General features: G+C 53.8%; 14 protein-coding genes and 1 pseudogene. 5 read left to right on the forward strand and 10 right to left on the reverse strand.

The annotated features are described in order from the left end of the window. The 5 genes and pseudogenes from F153LOC_RS13380 to F153LOC_RS13400 form a co-directional block, all read right to left on the reverse strand. Positions 1 to 232: pseudogene (locus F153LOC_RS13380) on the reverse strand (DUF2931 family protein); the annotation flags it as partial. Continuing rightward, positions 229 to 2220: a type VI secretion system tube protein TssD gene (tssD, locus tag F153LOC_RS13385; protein WP_102105024.1), complete on the reverse strand. Its 1992-nt coding sequence runs from the start codon at positions 2218 to 2220 to the stop codon at positions 229 to 231. The pseudogene F153LOC_RS13380 and the gene tssD, both read right to left, overlap by 4 nt. Positions 2221 to 2390: 170 nt before the next feature. Next, positions 2391 to 4460 (reverse strand): glycine--tRNA ligase subunit beta, encoded by a 2070-nt coding sequence (gene glyS, locus F153LOC_RS13390; RefSeq protein ID WP_100778136.1) that lies wholly within the window; start codon positions 4458 to 4460, stop codon positions 2391 to 2393. Positions 4461 to 4469: 9 nt separating this feature from the next. Further along, positions 4470 to 5381: a glycine--tRNA ligase subunit alpha gene (glyQ, locus tag F153LOC_RS13395; protein ID WP_011915428.1), complete on the reverse strand. Its 912-nt coding sequence runs from the start codon at positions 5379 to 5381 to the stop codon at positions 4470 to 4472. A 115-nt stretch (positions 5382 to 5496) separates the two neighbouring features. Then, positions 5497 to 5802, reverse strand: coding sequence for a YsaB family lipoprotein (locus tag F153LOC_RS13400; protein WP_100778137.1), 306 nt, complete (start codon positions 5800 to 5802; stop codon positions 5497 to 5499). A gap of 183 nt (positions 5803 to 5985) precedes the next feature. On the opposite strand from F153LOC_RS13400, the gene F153LOC_RS13405 reads away from it, so the two are divergent. Then, positions 5986 to 6981 carry an acyltransferase gene (locus tag F153LOC_RS13405; protein WP_102105025.1) on the forward strand — a complete coding sequence of 332 codons (996 nt, stop codon included), beginning with the start codon at positions 5986 to 5988 and terminating at the stop codon, positions 6979 to 6981. Here the strand turns inward: F153LOC_RS13405 and F153LOC_RS13410 are convergent. The 4 genes from F153LOC_RS13410 to xylA all read right to left on the reverse strand — a co-directional run bounded on the left by F153LOC_RS13410 (position 6974) and on the right by xylA (position 11423). Then, positions 6974 to 7894, reverse strand: coding sequence for a GlxA family transcriptional regulator (locus F153LOC_RS13410; protein ID WP_102105026.1), 921 nt, complete (start codon positions 7892 to 7894; stop codon positions 6974 to 6976). The genes F153LOC_RS13405 and F153LOC_RS13410 overlap by 8 nt on opposite strands. Then, the gene (locus tag F153LOC_RS13415; RefSeq protein ID WP_102105027.1) at positions 7894 to 8433 is read right to left on the reverse strand and encodes an isochorismatase family protein; all 540 of its coding nucleotides are present in this window, start codon (positions 8431 to 8433) and stop codon (positions 7894 to 7896) included. The genes F153LOC_RS13410 and F153LOC_RS13415 overlap by 1 nt, the downstream gene beginning before the upstream one ends. Positions 8434 to 8537: 104 nt before the next feature. Next, entirely contained in the window at positions 8538 to 9992 is a 1455-nt protein-coding gene (gene xylB, locus F153LOC_RS13420) for a xylulokinase (RefSeq protein WP_102105028.1), read from the reverse strand. A gap of 108 nt (positions 9993 to 10100) precedes the next feature. After that, positions 10101 to 11423: a xylose isomerase gene (gene xylA, locus F153LOC_RS13425; RefSeq protein ID WP_102105140.1), complete on the reverse strand. Its 1323-nt coding sequence runs from the start codon at positions 11421 to 11423 to the stop codon at positions 10101 to 10103. A gap of 373 nt (positions 11424 to 11796) precedes the next feature. Here xylA and xylF point away from each other — a divergent pair, with 373 nt between their 5' ends. The 4 genes from xylF to xylR all read left to right on the forward strand — a co-directional run bounded on the left by xylF (position 11797) and on the right by xylR (position 16764). Next, a complete protein-coding gene (gene xylF, locus F153LOC_RS13435; RefSeq protein ID WP_100778142.1) occupies positions 11797 to 12789 on the forward strand; it encodes a D-xylose ABC transporter substrate-binding protein in 993 nt (330 codons plus the stop codon). Between the two features lie 70 nt (positions 12790 to 12859). Next, positions 12860 to 14401, forward strand: a complete 1542-nt coding sequence (locus F153LOC_RS13440) for a xylose ABC transporter ATP-binding protein (protein ID WP_102105029.1) — start codon at positions 12860 to 12862, stop codon at positions 14399 to 14401. Continuing rightward, positions 14379 to 15560: a xylose ABC transporter permease XylH gene (gene xylH / locus F153LOC_RS13445; protein ID WP_102105030.1), complete on the forward strand. Its 1182-nt coding sequence runs from the start codon at positions 14379 to 14381 to the stop codon at positions 15558 to 15560. Before F153LOC_RS13440 ends, xylH begins: the two co-directional genes overlap by 23 nt. Before the next feature lie 25 nt (positions 15561 to 15585). Then, the gene (xylR, locus tag F153LOC_RS13450; RefSeq protein ID WP_100778145.1) at positions 15586 to 16764 is read left to right on the forward strand and encodes a D-xylose utilization transcriptional activator XylR; all 1179 of its coding nucleotides are present in this window, start codon (positions 15586 to 15588) and stop codon (positions 16762 to 16764) included. A 66-nt stretch (positions 16765 to 16830) separates the two neighbouring features. Here xylR and F153LOC_RS13455 read toward each other — a convergent pair whose 3' ends face one another. Continuing rightward, positions 16831 to 17667 carry a protein bax gene (locus tag F153LOC_RS13455; protein ID WP_102105031.1) on the reverse strand — a complete coding sequence of 279 codons (837 nt, stop codon included), beginning with the start codon at positions 17665 to 17667 and terminating at the stop codon, positions 16831 to 16833. Positions 17668 to 17859: the final 192 nt, after the last annotated feature.

Genomic DNA, 17859 nt, shown 5'->3' on the forward strand with positions numbered 1-17859 from the left:
TGACCCAGCTATCCTGAGTACTGTCCAGCGTTCTGAATGAGTAGAGAATATTTTTATCATCGATAATGCCGACATATGTCACGAGGGCCGGAAGTGCTTTCGGCGTAAAAAATGCAAACTCCCACAGCCCATAAGGCATCTCACCGGTTTCTTCCGGAGTTATAGATCCGGCCGAGTGGCAACCTGCAACTGCAAGCAAAAGTGAAAGAAAGAACCGTTTGCCCAGTTTCATTTTTTATTGCCATCCATGTCATAGGTTGTCCGTTTCCATCCCTCATCAGGACGATTTACAAAACCAATTATCTGCGAGGGTGACATACCACCATAAATCTTCCTGTGTGAGTCGAGCGTAATGCTGTTCCAGTTTGCCGAGCAGTGGATATAATCTTGTGCAATAAGATCAATCTCTTGCTGGTTAAAAAGTGGAGGAGTTATTCCCGCTCTAGTTCTTTTTCCCATCATGATCGTCTTCCCAGAAAGTTCGAGAAGCTCTGAGGTAAGACTAAGATCGTCATTATCATCTGGAATATTTTCAAACACGACTCCCGCCTCCTGCGCCGCATCGAGCATGACCCTTAGTACCACTTTGGACCAGTCGTTCTTCACCAGTCTTTGCTTCATGGTCAGCGCCGCAAATGCCCGTTTTTGCATCCCCTCAATGTGATGGGCTGGCATTCGCTCGTCTTCCCACACATCCGCGCTAATGTCGTTGGTGCGGATAAGCGGGGCCACCACTGCGGAAGCCTCAAGTACAGACAATTGTGCTACGGCATGACGGTACGCCCGCGACTTTTGAGGAGGTGTGTTGAGCGGCACCGTTTCCCCCTCGGGGCGTGTAAGGAAGATATTTTCGCGCACCACTGGCAAATAACCTCCGCCGATATCGGAGTGAGCGCCGGGCAGCGCCAGTTCAGGCCAGGCGGGCTGGACACTGTTCAGCGCAAAGTTAAAGCGGCATTCGTTCTGTGCCGTGATATGAAACACTTTCTCCGCCACGCCAGGACGCAGCATGATATTGACCTCGCCGGTGTTCGCCGTGTGCGGGTTCAGGCCGTTCTGTGGCGTGCCGATGGCGGCGACAGTATCGAAAATGCCGATGAAACGCGTTTTCCCGGCTGGCGCACCGACATAATTGACCTCCCCCATTCCGTAGCGAATGGCATTGGCGATCACTCTGTCTTTATCCTGAATACGGTTGGCAAAATGGCGTGCGGCGGCGGCTCCACGGCTAAAACCAAAGATATCAAACTGGCAGGACGTGACCGTCATCCCACCCCCAGAAATTGTCTGTCGAAGTTTGCGTAAAGTCTCTTCGATCGCCACCGCAATCTGCTTCACCGCAAGGTCCGTCTTCGCAATCACCCCGGTATCCGCCACACCTAAGGTCAGGCCAAGCATACTGTCCGGTTTGCCCGCTTCGGTACCAATCCCTTCCACATAAATTGCTGCCTGCACTTGCCCTGTATCAATGGGGATATCCGTTTTGTACAACGTATTTAACCAATGAATATTTGTATAGCCCCCGATATAGCTGGTAGCGCTGGTACCTGAAATGCCCATCTTTTCCTCGGCAGTACGGGCCAGAATAATTTCAGCATCCGGATCGGAGAGTTCGAAATGGGCAGCGGTACAGGCAGCTAACATATTCTGCGTGTTCACGGCATTATTACCGGTTCCATCAAAAAAGACGCCCAGTGTCAAAATAATATGACGTATTTCTGGCTGCGGCTTTTCATTCGGCGGAAACAGCTGTTTATAGTTATCCGGTAGGATCAGATCACTGTATTCCGTGTTAGCGCCAAGATGTTTACTGCGAATATATTCATAACTCACAGTGATATTTTCGCTATCGAGAACATCCGGATTTATAGAATACATAATCCCCTGAATAGATGCCCCACGGAGTTCTATCTGATAGTATTTCTCCTGTCGCCCGTAGCGATTAGTACGATAAAAATCGAAGATCAGCTGCAGCTTTTCATTCTCATTAATCGCGGTCGTCAGTAATGGCGTGCTTTTATCTATCGGTTTAGTAAATCGCAGGCCCGGGTGGTTCATGCCATATGCGGTGCTCGTCATACTAGAGGCAAGCTGGTAAACAAGAATTTCATCCCGATGCTGATACTGGTAGCGATTACCAATGGATTTTTCTGTTCCGCAGCCTGAAGATATTTCACCCTGACGTTCGCCTTTCATCCTTAAATAAACGGTATTACTCATATGTTGATGTCCTTATCTGGCAACATTCCCTGAGCCAATTAAATGAGCATCATTATATTACTCTTTCTCACACTGAATAGTGTCTGACAGATCATATATTTTTTAAAAGAGAACACGTTCAGAAAATAAAAAACCCGCCTTTCAGCGGGTTTTTTTATATCGATAACCGATTACTGCAGCAGCGAAATATCCGCCACGCGCAGGAACAGTTCACGCAGTTTTTCGAGCATCGAGAGGCGGTTAATACGCAGCTCTTTATCCTCTACGTTTACCATCACTTTTTCGAAGAAGGCATCGATCACTTCACGCAGTTCCGCCAGTTCCACCAGCGCTTCCTGGTAGCGGCCTTCCGCGAAGAACGGCTCCAGCTTGTCGCGCAATACCACAACCTGCATCGCCAGCGCGATCTCTTCTGGTTCTTTCAGGGTGGCAGCGTTGACACGTTCGGTGAGCTGTTCATCGGACTTCGCCAGAATATTGGAAACACGCTTGTTAGCCGCAGCCAGCGCAGACGCAGCTTCCAGCGTACGGAAGTGCGAAACCGCCTTCATGCGTGCATCAAAATCTGCCGGACGCGTTGGACGGCGTGCCAGAACGGCCTGAATGGTATCGACGGTGTAGCCTTCGTCCTGATACCAGGCGCGGAAACGGCCCAGCATAAAGTCGATAACGTCATCCACTACTTTGGCGTTGGTCAGCTTATCGCCGTACAGACGTACCGCTTCTTCAGTCAGCGTCTGCAGATCCAGATTCAGGTTCTTCTCAACGATGATACGCAGCACGCCGAGCGCCGCACGACGCAGTGCAAACGGGTCTTTGTCGCCTTTTGGATGCTGACCGATACCAAAGATCCCCGCAAGGGTATCCATTTTATCGGCAATCGCGACGGCACAGGCCACCGGATTAGACGGCAGTTCATCGCCCGCAAAGCGTGGCTGATACTGCTCATTCAGCGCAACCGCGACATCTTCCGCTTCGCCGTCATGACGTGCGTAGTGCATGCCCATAACACCCTGGGTGTCGGTAAATTCGAACACCATGTTGGTCATCAGGTCGCACTTGGAGAGCAGGCCCGCGCGAGTCGCGTGGTTAACATCGGCACCGATTTCACGGGCGATCCAACCAGACAGCTCCGCGATACGATCGGTTTTGTCGCGCAGCGTGCCGAGCTGTTGCTGGAACAGAACGGTTTGCAGGCGCGGCAGGTGATCTTCCAGACGTTTTTTACGGTCGCTATTGAAGAAGAACTCAGCATCCGCCAGACGTGGACGAACCACTTTCTCGTTACCGGAGATAATCTGGCTCGGATCTTTCGACTCAATATTCGCCACAAAGATAAAGTTTGGCAGCAGTTTGCCGTCCGCCGCGTAAACCGGGAAGTACTTCTGGTCACCTTTCATGGTGTAAACCAGCGCTTCAGCCGGAACGGCAAGGAATTTCTCTTCGAACTTCGCCGTCAGGACCACTGGCCATTCCACCAGCGAGGTCACTTCTTCCAGCAGGCTTTCGCTCAGATCGGCATTGCCACCGATTTTGCGTGCCGCTTCTTCCGCGTCTGCTTTGATTTTGGCTTTACGCTGCTCGTAATCGGCAATGACTTTGCCGCGTTCCAGCAGGATCTGCGGATACTGATCGGCGTGCTCGATGGTGAACTCAGGCTCGCCCATAAAGCGATGGCCACGGATCACGCGATCGGACTGAATACCCAGGATTGTCGCAGGGATCAGCTTATCGCCCAGCAGCAGGGTCACGGTGTGAACCGGACGTACAAAGTGCACGTCGCTCGCGCCCCAGCGCATCAGTTTCGGGATCGGCAGTTTAGCCAGCGACGTGGCAATCATGTTTGGCAGCAGCGCTTCTGCGCTTTCGCCTTTCACATGGGCGCGATACAGCAGCCATTCACCTTTGTCGGTCGCCAGACGCTCAGCCTGGTCAACGGTGATACCGCAACCACGTGCCCAGCCTTCGGCGGCTTTGCTCGGTTTGCCTTCCGCGTCGAACGCCTGGGCAATGGCCGGGCCGCGTTTTTCGACTTCACGGTCTGGCTGGGAGGCTGCGAGATTAGCAACTTTCAGCGCCAGACGGCGTGGAGCCGCAAACCATTCGATTTTACCGTGCGCCAGGCCAGCGTTATCCAGCTCAGCCGTGACATTTGCAGCGAAGGATTCCGCCAGGCTGCGCAGGGCTTTTGGTGGCAGCTCTTCAGTGCCGATTTCCACCAGGAAAGTATTCTCAGACATGGCCGCCTCTTATTTATTTCGATTGCACATCGGGAAGCCAAGGGCTTCACGGGACGCGTAGTAAGCTTCTGCAACGGCTTTGGTCAGCGTGCGAATGCGCAAAATATAGCGCTGACGTTCAGTCACGGAGATGGCTTTACGGGCGTCGAGCAGGTTAAAGCTATGGGCGGCCTTCAGAATACGCTCGTAGGCTGGCAGCGGCAGCGGAGTTTCCAGCGCCAGCAGCTGCTGCGCTTCTTTCTCGTACTGCTCGAAGCAGGTGAACAGGAAGTCCACATCCGCGTATTCGAAGTTATAGGTGGATTGCTCCACTTCGTTCTGATGGAACACGTCGCCGTAGGTGGTTTTACCCAGCGGGCCGTCGCTCCAGACCAGGTCGTAAACGCTGTCTACGCCCTGAATGTACATGGCCAGACGTTCCAGACCGTAGGTGATCTCACCGGTGATTGGCTTACACTCAAGACCGCCAACCTGCTGGAAGTAAGTGAACTGCGTCACTTCCATGCCGTTCAGCCACACTTCCCAGCCCAGACCCCAGGCACCCAGCGTTGGGTTTTCCCAGTTATCTTCCACGAAGCGAATGTCATGAATGGTTGGATCCACGCCCAGCTCTTTCAGGGAACCGAGGTACAGCTCCTGGATATTATCCGGAGAAGGCTTAATCACCACCTGGAACTGGTAATAGTGCTGTAAGCGGTTCGGGTTTTCGCCATAGCGGCCATCAGTCGGACGACGGGATGGTTGCACATACGCGGTTGCCATAGGTTCAGGCCCCAGCGCACGCAGGCTAGTCATCGGGTGTGAAGTGCCGGCGCCAACTTCCATGTCCAAAGGTTGAACAATGGTGCAGCCCTGACGAGCCCAGTAATCCTGTAACGTCAGGATCAGGCCCTGGAAGGTCTTGGTATCAAACTTTTGCATAGTATTTCGTGCTGGATACGTGTGGTTTTAAATGGAAGGGATCAGTATACCCGCTGACTGCAAGATATACAGTACGAAACGGGTTTGTTTAGGGAAAATTGGGGAAATAAGGCGCTTAGCGCATTGAGAGATGCAAAAACTGCCCGTCTGCGTCAAAAGAGCAGACAAAGCCCTCTTTACGTGCCGTAGACCCGCGCATCTCATAGCTGCCCTGAAATTGCTCAAAGCCTGTCACATCAATTTTCTGTGTGCCGGTATTATAGCGATGGGCGGCCTGATCCTTACACAGCTGCTCCATATTTAACGAACGTTCCGGGCTGACTTTGCTTTTCTGCGCCCGCTGTACCGGAGCGTCTTCCTGTGAGCTGCACCCTGCAAGTAAAACCAGCAGAATCAGTGACGCAGCGCGCGTGATCATCATTTTTATTACCGCCCTATTTTCTGGCTGTTATTTTTAGTATTAAAACTTTATAGATTATGGCCCGGCATTCTGCGAATCTCGCGACTTTCGTTCAAGCGCGCCCAGGCAAACTCAGAATTATCCAGAGAGAGGCTAGCACACAATGACAGTCAGACCGTATTTACCACCAAAACAGAGGAACTGATGCAGTCAAAAATTAGCTGGATTGATAATTTGCGAGGGATAGCCTGTTTGATGGTCGTGATGATTCATACCACGACCTGGTACATCACTAATGCCCACAGCATCAGCCCAATGAACTGGGATATCGCCAATATCCTCAACTCGGCATCGCGCGTCAGCGTCCCGCTGTTTTTCATGATTTCCGGTTATCTGTTTTTCGGTGAGCGCAGCGCACAACCGCGCCATTTCCTGCGCATTGGCCTGTGCCTGCTGTTTTACAGCGCCGTGGCGTTGCTTTATATCAGCCTGTTTACGTCAATAAACGCCGAACTGTCGCTGAAGAATTTGCTGCAAAAACCCGTTTTCTACCATCTGTGGTTTTTCTTCGCCATCATCGTAATTTATCTGGTCTCCCCGCTGATTCAGGTCAAAAACGTCGGCGGGAAGATGTTGCTGGCGTTGATGGTGGTGATTGGCCTGCTCGCCAACCCTAATACCGTCTCGCAGAAAATAGGCGGCTTCGAATGGCTGCCGATCAATCTCTATATTAACGGCGACACGTTTTACTACGTGATTTATGGAATGCTCGGGCGGGCAATCGGTATGCTGGATACACGTAAGCCCTGGCTGACGTGGCTTTGCGCCGCGCTGTTCATCGGGGCGGTGTTTGTGATCTCACGCGGAACCCTCTATGAGCTGCGCTGGCGCGGGAACTTTGCCGATACCTGGTATGTGTACTGCGGCCCGATGGTCTTTATCTGCGCCGTTTCGCTGTTGACGCTGGTCAAAAACACTCTAAACACGCGCCCACTTCCGGTACTGGGGCTGATTTCACGCCACTCCCTCGGGATTTATGGCTTTCACGCACTGGTGATCCACGCTCTGCGCACGCGCGGACTTGAGCTGAAAAGCTGGCCGTTGCTGGATATCGTCTGGATTTTCACCGCGACGTTGCTCATCAGCCTGCTGCTGTCGATGCTGCTGCAGCGCGTGGACACGCGCCGGTTTGTCAGTTGATTGCACGCTGCTTTGCCCGGTGAAACTGGCGTGGAGACGAAAACCCTGCGGCGATGGACGCCTGCTCCACGCCGCGCCCCTGCAACAGCCACTGCTGTGCAATCGCCAGCCGCAGCTGCTCCAGATAATCGCGCACGCTGATCCCCAGATGTTCCTGAAAAAGACGTGTTAAATGCCGGGGGCTGACATGCGCCAGAGCCGCAATATCGGCCAGTTGCCAGCCTTTTTGCGGTTCGGCGGTCAGCGCATCCTGCGCGCGATGGATGGCCGGGTGCAGATGATTGCGATAACGCAGCCACGGCGAGAGCTGCGGATCGTCGCCCGAACGTCGGAACCACACCACCATTTCACGGGCGACGGCCAGCGCCTTTTCCGGCCCACACAGGCGGCTCATCAGGTGCAGAGTGAGATCAATCCCTGAGGTGATCCCGGCACTGGTCCAGATGTTACCGTCCTGCACAAAAATACGATTCTCTTTGATTAGCGCACCGGGGGCCGCGTCGCGAAGACGCCCGATAACATCGTGATGCGTTGTGCACTGCTTGCCGTTGAGTAAACCCGACTTCGCCGCCAGCAGTGCTCCGGAGCAAACGCACATAACGGTGATGGCCTGACGGTGAATCTCGGGCTGCAGGCGCATCAGCCAGTGCTGAACGCTCTGCGCCTGAGGCGTCGAAAACTGATGGCGCGAATCACTCACGCCCGGTAAAACCAGCAAACTGCCCTCGGGCAGCGTCTCGGGAAGAGGCGCAATTCCGCCCATCGTCAGGCCAATCGAGGTGGGGACCTCCGGCTGCGGGCCGATGTAGTGCAGACGAAACGCATCGCCTGCCAGCACAAAGGTTTCTGCCGGGCCGGACATATCCAGCGCCAGCACTCCCGGCAACATCACAAACCAGACGTCGATACTCATCAGAGCGACTCCAGCGTCTCCGCCACAGTTTTAATTTCTGCAAAACGCCCGGCCAGTACCGTTTCGGTACGATGGCGTAGCTCGTGGGTATCGAGCGTAGTGCCCTTCCAGGTCATCGGGAAAGTCAGCGTCGCTTCACTGACGAAGGTCACCGCATAGCCCAAATCCGAGGCCACTCGCGCGGTGGTTTCACAGCACTGTTCCGTACGCAGACCACAGATGATCAGACGATTAATATCCCGTTCGCGCAACCAGTGGTCAAGACCCGTATCGGTAAAGGCGTTATGCACATGCTTCTGGAAAACGACCGCAGGCTGATGACGTAAAAAGGACATAGGAGTGACATAGCCGCTTTGCAGTGAGAACGGCCCGGTATCGTCGACATGGAAGATATCCACAACGGGGATACCGCGCGATTCACAGCCTTCAATCAGCCCCAGCATGGCCTGTTGAAATGCCTCAAAACCCTCTTCCTGCCAGTATTCACGGTGATGGAACGACTGCTGAGTATCGATATTGATTAATGCGGTGCGCGACATGGTGATTCTCCTCGCCAGTGGGTATAACCCTATACTGACGAGGAGACGGCTCCACGAGAAGACCAAAAAAGGACATCCTCATGTCCCATTGGGACAACGTCGCCTTACGACATTAACGGCAAGAGCTGCTGATAGATTTTGCGGAACACTTCGCGCCGTTCGCCGTAGCGGCTATGACGCGCCGCATCCGGCTTATGTTCCTGCTCAAGCATGAGCTGCGGAAGTAGCTGCGAAAGCGGTTTGTCCGGGTTCAGCGCAATCTGCGCCAGACGGGCTGCGCCCAGTGCAGGCCCTACGTCGCCGCCCGTGCGGTAATCAAGCTGCAAGCCGCTGATATCCGCCAGCATCTGCCGCCAGTAGCTACTTCTCGCGCCTCCGCCGATGAGGGTAATGCTGGTCGGTTTTAGCCCGCAGTCGTGAACCACATCCATCCCATCTGCCAGCGCATAGCCAACGCCCTCCAGCACCGCACGCGCCAGTTCAGCTGGGCCATGCTGATGCGTTAGACCAAAGAACACGCCTTTCGCCTCTGGGTTGTTGTGCGGTGTGCGCTCACCGGAAAGATAGGGTAAAAACCAGACAGCACCGGCATCCTCATTGGCCTGCTGGGCCGCCGCGATCAGCGCCGGAACGTCCTTAAGCCCCGTTAGATTTGCCGCCCAGTCAAGGCATGATGCGGCGCTGAGCATCACCGACATCAGATGCCATTTCCCCGGCAACGCATGGCAGAAACTGTGTACGGCGCTTTCCGGATTGCTGCGATACCCGTCGCTGACGGCAAAATAGACGCCCGAGGTGCCTAACGACAGCATTGCCTGTCCAGCATCCACCATTCCCACGCCCACCGCCCCCGCCGCATTATCGCCACCGCCCGCCACTACCGGCACGGCAGGCATATTCCAGCTTTCCGCTAACGAAGGATTCAGCACGCCGGTGATTTCACTGCCTTCGAAGAGCGCAGGCATATGATCGCGTGTCAGCTGGCAGGCATCCAGCATCGCCTCGCTCCAGTCGCGTTTAGCGACATCGAGCCACATCGTCCCTGCGGCGTCCGACATGTCGCTGGCGAAATCACCCGTCATGCGAAAACGCAGATAATCTTTTGGCAGCAAGACCTTCGCCACCTGCTTAAAAACGTCCGGCTCATGGCGCTGCACCCACAGCAGCTTCGGTGCCGTAAAGCCCGGCATCATCAGGTTACCGGTAATTTGCCGTGACGTCGGCACCCGTTCTTCGAGGATGGCGCACTCTTCGGCGCAGCGGCCGTCATTCCACAAAATCGCCGGGCGCAGCACACAGTGCGCGCTATCCAGCAGCGTGGCGCCGTGCATCTGCCCGGCAATCCCCAGCGCTTTTATCTCACGCAGACTGTGCAGTTCGCCCAGCGCTTTGATCACGCGATCCGTCGCCTGCCACCACTGTTCGGGGTCTTGTTCTGACCATAAGGGATGTGGGCGCGAAACGTGCAGCTTCTCAGTGTGTGAGGCCAGTACGTCGCCCTGCTCGTTTAACAGGATGGCTTTCACACCCGATGTGCCAAGATCAATCCCGATATACATTGCGGTGACTCCTTTAACAGAAACGCCCGGTGGCGCAAAGCGTACCGGGCCTACAATACCAATATTTTCCGTAGGCCGGGCAGGCTCAGCACCGCCCGGCGACACTGACTATTTATCGAACAAATAGTGATTGACCAGGTTTTCCAGCAGTTCCTGGTGGCCGCTCTGATGGCTCGGCGCCAGGCTATGTTGTTCAGCGTACTTCGCGATCTCGGCAAGGGATAACTGCCCTTTCAAAATTTGCTGGCCGAGTTCACTGTTCCAGCCGGAATAGCGCTTCGCAACGCGTTTATCCAGTTCACCGTCTTCAATCATGCGGGCCGCCACTTTCAGCGCCAGCGCCATGGTGTCCATCGCGCCAATATGGCCGTAGAACAGATCGTACTTATCGGTACTCTGACGGCGTACTTTGGCGTCAAAGTTCAGGCCGCCGGTGGTAAAGCCGCCTGCTTTGATGATTTCGTACATCACCAGCGCATTCTCTTCCACGCTAATTGGGAACTGGTCGGTGTCCCAGCCGAGCTGCGGATCGCCACGGTTAGCATCGACAGAGCCAAAGATGCCCAGCGCGATAGCAGAGGCGATTTCATGATGGAAAGAGTGTCCCGCCAGCGTGGCGTGGTTGGCTTCGATATTCACTTTGATCTCTTTTTCCAGACCAAATTGTTTGAGGAAGCCGTAGACCGTTGCCACGTCGTAATCGTACTGGTGCTTGGTTGGCTCCTGCGGCTTCGGCTCAATCAGCAAGGTGCCACGGAACCCGATTTTGTGTTTGTGATCGACCACCATCTGCATGAAACGGCCAATCTGCTCACGCTCCTGACGCAGGTCGGTGTTGAGCAGGGTTTCATAGCCTTCGCGACCGCCCCACAGCACGTAGTTTTCACCGCCCAGCTGATGGGTGGCGTTCATAGCCGTCACCACCTGAGTGGCAGCCCAGCTGAACACTTCAGGATCAGGGTTAGTCGCCGCACCGGCACCATAGCGCGGGTTCGTAAAGCAGTTCGCCGTCCCCCACAGCAGCTTCACGCCACTTTTCTGCTGCTTCTCGCCCAGATATTCCACCATCTGCGCAAAGTTGTTCAGATATTCTTTCAGCGAGGCCCCTTCCGGCGAGACGTCCACATCGTGGAAGCAGTAATACGGGACGTTCAGCTTGTGGAAAAACTCGAATGCCACATCGGCTTTGCGCTTCGCCAGTTCCAGCGCTTCGCCAGGCTGCTGCCATGGGCGGTCAAACGAGCCGACACCAAACATATCCGCGCCATTCCAGCAGAAGGTGTGCCAGTAGCAGGCAGCGAAACGCAGGTGATCTTCCATGCGCTTACCGAGTACAAGCTCATCCGGGTTGTAATGACGAAATGCTAGAGGATTGGTGGATTTTGGGCCTTCGTAGCGAACGCGATCGAGTTGGTCGAAATAAGCTTGCATATTGAACTCCATAATCAAGAGGTGCGGCGAGTAATCGATAATGGAGTAATAGTGAATACTCATTGCAGCTTGCTCAATTACGTTATTTCACACTGCTATTGAGAGAATGCACAAACGTGCGCTGGCTCGCAAAAATAATACGCAAGCAAACGATTTTTCGGCGCTTATTCCAGAATCATGTGTAATTAATAAGTTGCACATTTTAAAATCAGATCGCGGTCATAAATTCGCAAATAAACCAAATATCGTAATGAGAAGATAAAAATCTGTAATTGCCAGTTTGCCTTTCCCCGTTAAGAATTTGCTGCGTATCTGGCAGTGAATGATTCTTTTGTCTCAGCCTTACCACCCTACAGAAAAAGGTAAAATAATTATGACGATAAGAAACCTGTGCCTTACTCTCTGTGCTTCGCTACTGCTAACCAGCTTTGCGGGGCATGCAAAAGAAGTCAAAATCGGAATGGCCATTGACGACCTGCGCCTGGAGCGCTGGCAAAAAGACCGCGATATTTTTGTGAATAAAGCGGAATCTCTCGGTGCAAAAGTGTTTGTTCAATCTGCCAATGGCAATGAAGAAACGCAAATGTCGCAAATCGAAAATATGATTAACCGCGGCGTAGATGTGCTGGTGATAATTCCTTACAACGGCCAGGTGCTAAGTAATGTGGTAAAAGAGGCCAAACAAGAAGGAATTAAAGTCTTAGCCTATGACCGCATGATTAATAACGCTGATATTGATTTTTATATTTCCTTCGACAACGAAAAAGTCGGTGAAATTCAGGCGCAAAGTCTGGTCGACAAAGTGCCGCAGGGGAATTATTTCCTGATGGGCGGCTCCCCTGTTGATAACAACGCCAAATTATTCCGTGAAGGGCAAATGAAGGTCCTTAAGCCGTATATCGACGACGGTAAAATTAAAGTGGTGGGCGATCAATGGGCCGACGGCTGGCTGCCGGAAAATGCGCTAAAAATTATGGAAAATGCGTTAACCGCGAACAATAACAAAATTGACGCTGTGGTCGCTTCCAACGATGCCACTGCGGGCGGTGCAATTCAGGCGCTGAGTGCGCAAGGTCTGGCCGGTAAAGTCGCGATTTCCGGTCAGGATGCGGATCTCGCGGGCGTAAAACGTATTATTGCCGGCACCCAGACCATGACGGTCTACAAACCTATCACCGAACTGGCCACTACTGCTGCGGAAATCGCCGTTGAGCTGGGCAACGATCAGCAGCCTAAGGCCGATTCCAAACTGAATAACGGCCTCAAAGATGTCCCTGCCCGTCTGCTGACGCCAATCGAAGTCAACAAAGAGAACATTGATTCCACCGTCGTGAAAGACGGTTTCCACAAGAAAAGCGAACTGTAATCCCGCATCGCCCCTGCTTTGCGGGGGCATGTCGACTTGTACGATTTGACTCGGGTCATGTGGAGCAGTTATGCCGTATTTACTTGAAATGAAAAGCATTACCAAAGCTTTTGGCGCGGTGAAAGCCGTCGACAACGTGAGCCTGCGCCTGAACCCCGGCGAGATTGTCTCGCTGTGCGGTGAAAACGGATCTGGCAAATCCACGCTGATGAAAGTGCTGTGCGGCATCTACCCGCACGGCAGCTATGATGGTGAAATCGTCTTTGCCGGTGAAACGCTGCAAGCCACGCACATTCGCGACACGGAGCGTAAAGGGATCGCCATCATTCACCAGGAGCTGGCGCTGGTGAAGCATCTCACGGTGCTGGAGAATATTTTCCTCGGTGCCGAGATCTCACGCTTCGGCGTTCTGGACTACGACACCATGACCCTGCGCTGTGAAAAGCTGCTGGCTCAGGTCAGCCTTCAAATTTCGCCCAATACCCGCGTCGGCGATTTGGGGTTAGGGCAGCAGCAGCTGGTCGAAATTGCCAAAGCCTTAAACAAACAGGTGCGCTTGCTGATCCTCGATGAACCTACCGCATCGCTGACAGAGCAAGAAACTGCGGTCCTGCTGGATATCATCCGTGACCTGCAGCATCACGGCATCGCCTGCATTTATATTTCTCACAAACTCAATGAGGTGAAAGCCATCTCGGACACCATCTGCGTTATCCGCGATGGGCAACACATCGGCACACGAGAAGCTGCCGGGATGAGTGAAGACGACATCATTACCATGATGGTGGGGCGTGAACTCACCGCGCTCTACCCAAACGAGCCGCACACCACCGGGGACGAAATCTTAAGAGTCGAAAACCTGACCGCCTGGCATCCGGTTAACCGCCATATCAAACGCGTCAACAATGTCTCCTTCTCGCTGCGGCGCGGGGAGATCCTCGGCATTGCCGGTTTAGTGGGTGCAGGGCGAACCGAAGCGGTCCAGTGCCTGTTTGGCGTCTGGCCGGGCCGCTGGGAAGGCAGCATTTATCTCGACGGCGAGCTCGTACATATCAACAGCTGTCAGCAGGCCATCGCCCAGGGCATCGCGATGGTCCCGGAAGATCGAAAAAAAGACGGCATTGTGCCGGTCATGGCAGTGGGAAAAAACATCACCCTCGCGGCCCTCAACCAGTTTTCGGGTGCGCTAAGCAGCCTGGACGATGCGGCGGAACAGCAGTGCATTCTCCAGTCTTTAGCGCGCCTGAAAGTCAAAACCTCATCACCTGAGCTGGCCATCGGGCGGCTGAGCGGGGGCAATCAGCAGAAAGCGATTCTGGCGCGCTGCCTGCTTTTGAATCCACGCATCCTGATTCTGGATGAGCCGACGCGTGGAATCGACATCGGCGCAAAATATGAAATCTACAAACTCATTAACCAGCTGGTGCAACAGGGCATCGCGGTCATTGTTATCTCGTCCGAACTGCCCGAAGTGCTCGGCCTGAGCGATCGCGTTCTGGTCATGCATGAAGGCAAACTGAAAGCCAATTTGATCAACCAAAACCTGACCCAGGAACAGGTGATGGAAGCCGCCCTGAGGAGCGAACGTCATGTCGAAAAGCAACCCGTCTGATATCAAAGTCCCTGTGTCTGCGCCAGGTTTGTTCTCGGGATTTAAAGCGTTGAACCTACAGGTTTTCGTGATGATCGCGGCCATTATCGCCATCATGCTGTTTTTCACCTGGATGACCGACGGTTCGTATTTAAGCGCGCGCAATATCTCCAACCTGCTGCGCCAGACGGCGATTACCGGCATTCTGGCAGTCGGAATGGTATTCGTCATTATCTCTGCCGAAATCGATCTGTCGGTCGGTTCGATGATGGGGTTACTGGGCGGTGTCGCCGCAATCTTTGACGTCTGGCTCGGCTGGCCGCTACCCTTGACGGTGGCCGTCACGCTGGTGCTCGGCCTGCTGCTCGGCACCTGGAATGGCTGGTGGGTGGCGTATCGTAAGGTGCCTTCATTTATCGTCACCCTGGCGGGGATGCTCGCATTTCGTGGCATCCTGATCGGCATCACCAATGGCACCACGGTTTCACCCACCAGCGCGTCGATGTCGCAAATTGGTCAGAGTTATCTCTCCGATGGCGTTGGTTTTACCTTCGGCGCTATCGGCCTGATGGCATTCATCGCCTGGCAGTGGCGCGCCAGAATGCGCCGTCAGGCGCTGGGGCTCGCCTCGACGCCTTCAACGTCGGTCGTCGGGCGGCAGGCGCTGACCGCCGTCATTGTGCTGGGCGCGATCTGGCTCCTGAATGATTATCGTGGCGTGCCGACGCCCGTGCTGATTCTGACCCTGCTGTTACTGGCCGGTATGTTTATGGCGACTCGCACCGCTTTTGGCCGACGCATTTACGCCATCGGCGGCAATATTGAGGCCGCACGTCTTTCAGGGATCAATGTGGAGCGCACCAAACTCGCCGTGTTTGCGATTAATGGTCTGATGGTGGCTATCGCCGGGCTGATTTTAAGCTCGCGCCTCGGCGCCGGTTCTCCCTCTGCCGGTAACATTGCCGAGCTGGATGCTATCGCCGCGTGCGTCATTGGTGGAACCAGCCTCGCAGGAGGCATCGGGAGCGTTGCGGGCGCGGTGATGGGGGCATTTATTATGGCGTCGCTGGATAACGGAATGAGTATGATGGACGTTCCGACCTTCTGGCAGTATATCGTTAAAGGCGCCATTTTGTTGCTGGCGGTCTGGATGGACTCCGCGACCAAGCGACGGGCATGAGTCACTGATTTGGGAAAGATAAACCATGTTTGAGAAGCGTCACCGCATTACGTTGTTATTCAACGCCAACAAAGCCTATGACCGTCAGGTAGTTGAAGGCGTGGGTGAATATTTGCAGGCGTCGCAATCGGAGTGGGATATTTTTATTGAAGAAGATTTCCGCACCCGCATTGAAAACATCAAGGACTGGCTGGGCGATGGCGTGATCGCCGATTACGACGATCCCGTGATCGAGCAGTTACTAACCGACGTCGACGTCCCGATTGTGGGCGTCGGCGGCTCATATCACTCGCCCGAAAAGTACCCTCCGGTCCACTACATCGCAACGGACAATCACGCGCTGGTCGAGAGCGCATTTTTGCATTTAAAAGAAAAAGGCGTACACCGCTTCGCCTTTTACGGCCTGCCCTCCTCCAGTGGCAAAGGCTGGGCGATGGAGCGCGAATATGCGTTTTGCCAGATCGTCGCGCAGGAGAAATACCGGGGCGTGGTCTATCAGGGGCTGGAGACCGCACCAGAGAACTGGCAGCACGCACAAAATCGGCTGGCCGACTGGCTGCAAACCCTACCGCCGCAAACGGGCATTATTGCCGTCACGGATGCCCGCGCGCGCCACGTGCTGCAGGTCTGCGATCATCTGCACATTCCTGTTCCTGAGAAACTGTGCGTCATTGGCATCGATAACGAAGAGCTGACGCGCTATCTGTCGCGCGTGGCCCTGTCGTCGGTGGCACAAGGGACGCGACAGATGGGCTATCAGGCCGCGAAATTACTTCATCGTCTTCTGGATAACGAATCCTTGCCTCTTCAGCGCCTGCTGGTGCCGCCGGTTCGCGTAGTCGAGCGCCGCTCCACGGACTACCGCTCGTTAAACGATCCGGCGGTCATTCAGGCCATGCACTACATCCGTAACCATGCCTGTAAAGGCATCAAAGTGGATCAGGTGCTGGACGCGGTCGGTATTTCTCGCTCAAATCTGGAGAAGCGCTTTAAAGAAGAGGTCGGGGAGACGATCCACGCGGTGATTCACGCCGAAAAACTGGAGAAAGCCCGCAGCCTGCTGATCTCAACTTCGCTGTCGATCAACGAAATTTCACAGATGTGCGGCTATCCGTCACTGCAGTATTTCTATTCAGTATTTAAGAAAGAGTACGACACCACGCCGAAAGAGTATCGGGAGCGGTATAGCGAAGTGTTGGTGTAACGCTGTTGTAGCGCTGATTCAGCAAAGAAAAACGCCTTCCGATGGAAGGCGTTTTTTTGAGATAACTTACATGTGAGCGGCAATTAAGCGCTGGTTATCCTGGTACATCGCAAACAGGTAGTTGTTGTAGCTCTGCCCCTGCGTTGAATACCCTTTCAGCTTGTGAATCATGGTACTCGCCGTCACTTCCTGATCCGCTTTACGCAACTGAGCGCGTGACTTACGGAACGAAGAGTAGGCCGGATGCGTGTTCAGGTTTACCACGTAGGCATTCACGGAATCTTTAACCGATTCGAACTGCGAATAGCCTTTCACTTTGCCTGGCGCGTTGTTACAGCGGCCTTTGGCGCACTTCATGCCGAAGAGATTGTTGTTGTTACGCGCCAGTTTTGACGTGCCCCAACCACTCTCTGCGGCTGCCATGGTCGCGACCATGCTGCCTGGAATAATATCCACGCGCTCAAGCAGTGAGTTCCACGGCACGCGGCGGGTATTACCATTCCAGCTCACCTTGTAGCGCTTCGCGATGTCTTTCAGACGTGCGCGTTCGCTGGGTGACCAACGGCTTTCGTACTGTTTTGAAACCAGCCAGTTACGGTCTGCAGTAATTGCAGAGTTTTGGCTTGTAATATAAGGCATTACCGTCCGGAGAAACGCTTTTTTCCTTGGTGTCCCGGAAGGGTATTTTCGCAAATCAGGAAGTGAACTGCTCTTTACACTATTGCGAGAATACTCTTGTTTACTGCTAACCTTAATCTTACTGCTACTGCTGGTCGTCTTTATGACGTGGGCTTTTTTACTCGTTGTATCCGTGTGCGTCTTCGCAAGCACCTCACCTGAAAATGTCACGGTGAGCAACATGAGTATCGTAGCCCCAAATCGTCGTATGGGAGTCGATATCATTAGTTCTCCTGGTCGGATATATGCATTCCAACACCTTATTTTTTTCACAAAATTGAGAGCGGAATCTCAAATCATATCAAAAATAGTCTTCAAGAGCATCCAAAGAAATAGTCTAATTCCGAAACTATGTCACCTGAAACTTGCTCACTTAACCATCATTTCTACAAATTTGTGTGCGATATCGCAGATAAA

Origin of the sequence: Lelliottia sp. F153 (assembly GCF_002870005.1) — a bacterium.
Lineage (GTDB): Bacteria > Pseudomonadota > Gammaproteobacteria > Enterobacterales > Enterobacteriaceae > Enterobacter > Enterobacter nimipressuralis.

What these genes read in the sequence shown, in the direction of transcription:
- tssD (WP_102105024.1), bottom strand. Translation starts at nt 2,220, where the DNA reads ATGAGTAATACCGTTTATTTAAGGATGAAAGGCGAACGTCAGGGTGAA.
- glyS (WP_100778136.1), bottom strand. Translation starts at nt 4,460, where the DNA reads ATGTCTGAGAATACTTTCCTGGTGGAAATCGGCACTGAAGAGCTGCCA.
- glyQ (WP_011915428.1), bottom strand. Translation starts at nt 5,381, where the DNA reads ATGCAAAAGTTTGATACCAAGACCTTCCAGGGCCTGATCCTGACGTTA.
- F153LOC_RS13400 (WP_100778137.1), bottom strand. Translation starts at nt 5,802, where the DNA reads ATGATGATCACGCGCGCTGCGTCACTGATTCTGCTGGTTTTACTTGCA.
- F153LOC_RS13405 (WP_102105025.1), top strand. Translation starts at nt 5,986, where the DNA reads ATGCAGTCAAAAATTAGCTGGATTGATAATTTGCGAGGGATAGCCTGT.
- F153LOC_RS13410 (WP_102105026.1), bottom strand. Translation starts at nt 7,894, where the DNA reads ATGAGTATCGACGTCTGGTTTGTGATGTTGCCGGGAGTGCTGGCGCTG.
- F153LOC_RS13415 (WP_102105027.1), bottom strand. Translation starts at nt 8,433, where the DNA reads ATGTCGCGCACCGCATTAATCAATATCGATACTCAGCAGTCGTTCCAT.
- xylB (WP_102105028.1), bottom strand. Translation starts at nt 9,992, where the DNA reads ATGTATATCGGGATTGATCTTGGCACATCGGGTGTGAAAGCCATCCTG.
- xylA (WP_102105140.1), bottom strand. Translation starts at nt 11,423, where the DNA reads ATGCAAGCTTATTTCGACCAACTCGATCGCGTTCGCTACGAAGGCCCA.
- xylF (WP_100778142.1), top strand. Translation starts at nt 11,797, where the DNA reads ATGACGATAAGAAACCTGTGCCTTACTCTCTGTGCTTCGCTACTGCTA.
- F153LOC_RS13440 (WP_102105029.1), top strand. Translation starts at nt 12,860, where the DNA reads ATGCCGTATTTACTTGAAATGAAAAGCATTACCAAAGCTTTTGGCGCG.
- xylH (WP_102105030.1), top strand. Translation starts at nt 14,379, where the DNA reads ATGTCGAAAAGCAACCCGTCTGATATCAAAGTCCCTGTGTCTGCGCCA.
- xylR (WP_100778145.1), top strand. Translation starts at nt 15,586, where the DNA reads ATGTTTGAGAAGCGTCACCGCATTACGTTGTTATTCAACGCCAACAAA.
- F153LOC_RS13455 (WP_102105031.1), bottom strand. Translation starts at nt 17,667, where the DNA reads ATGATATCGACTCCCATACGACGATTTGGGGCTACGATACTCATGTTG.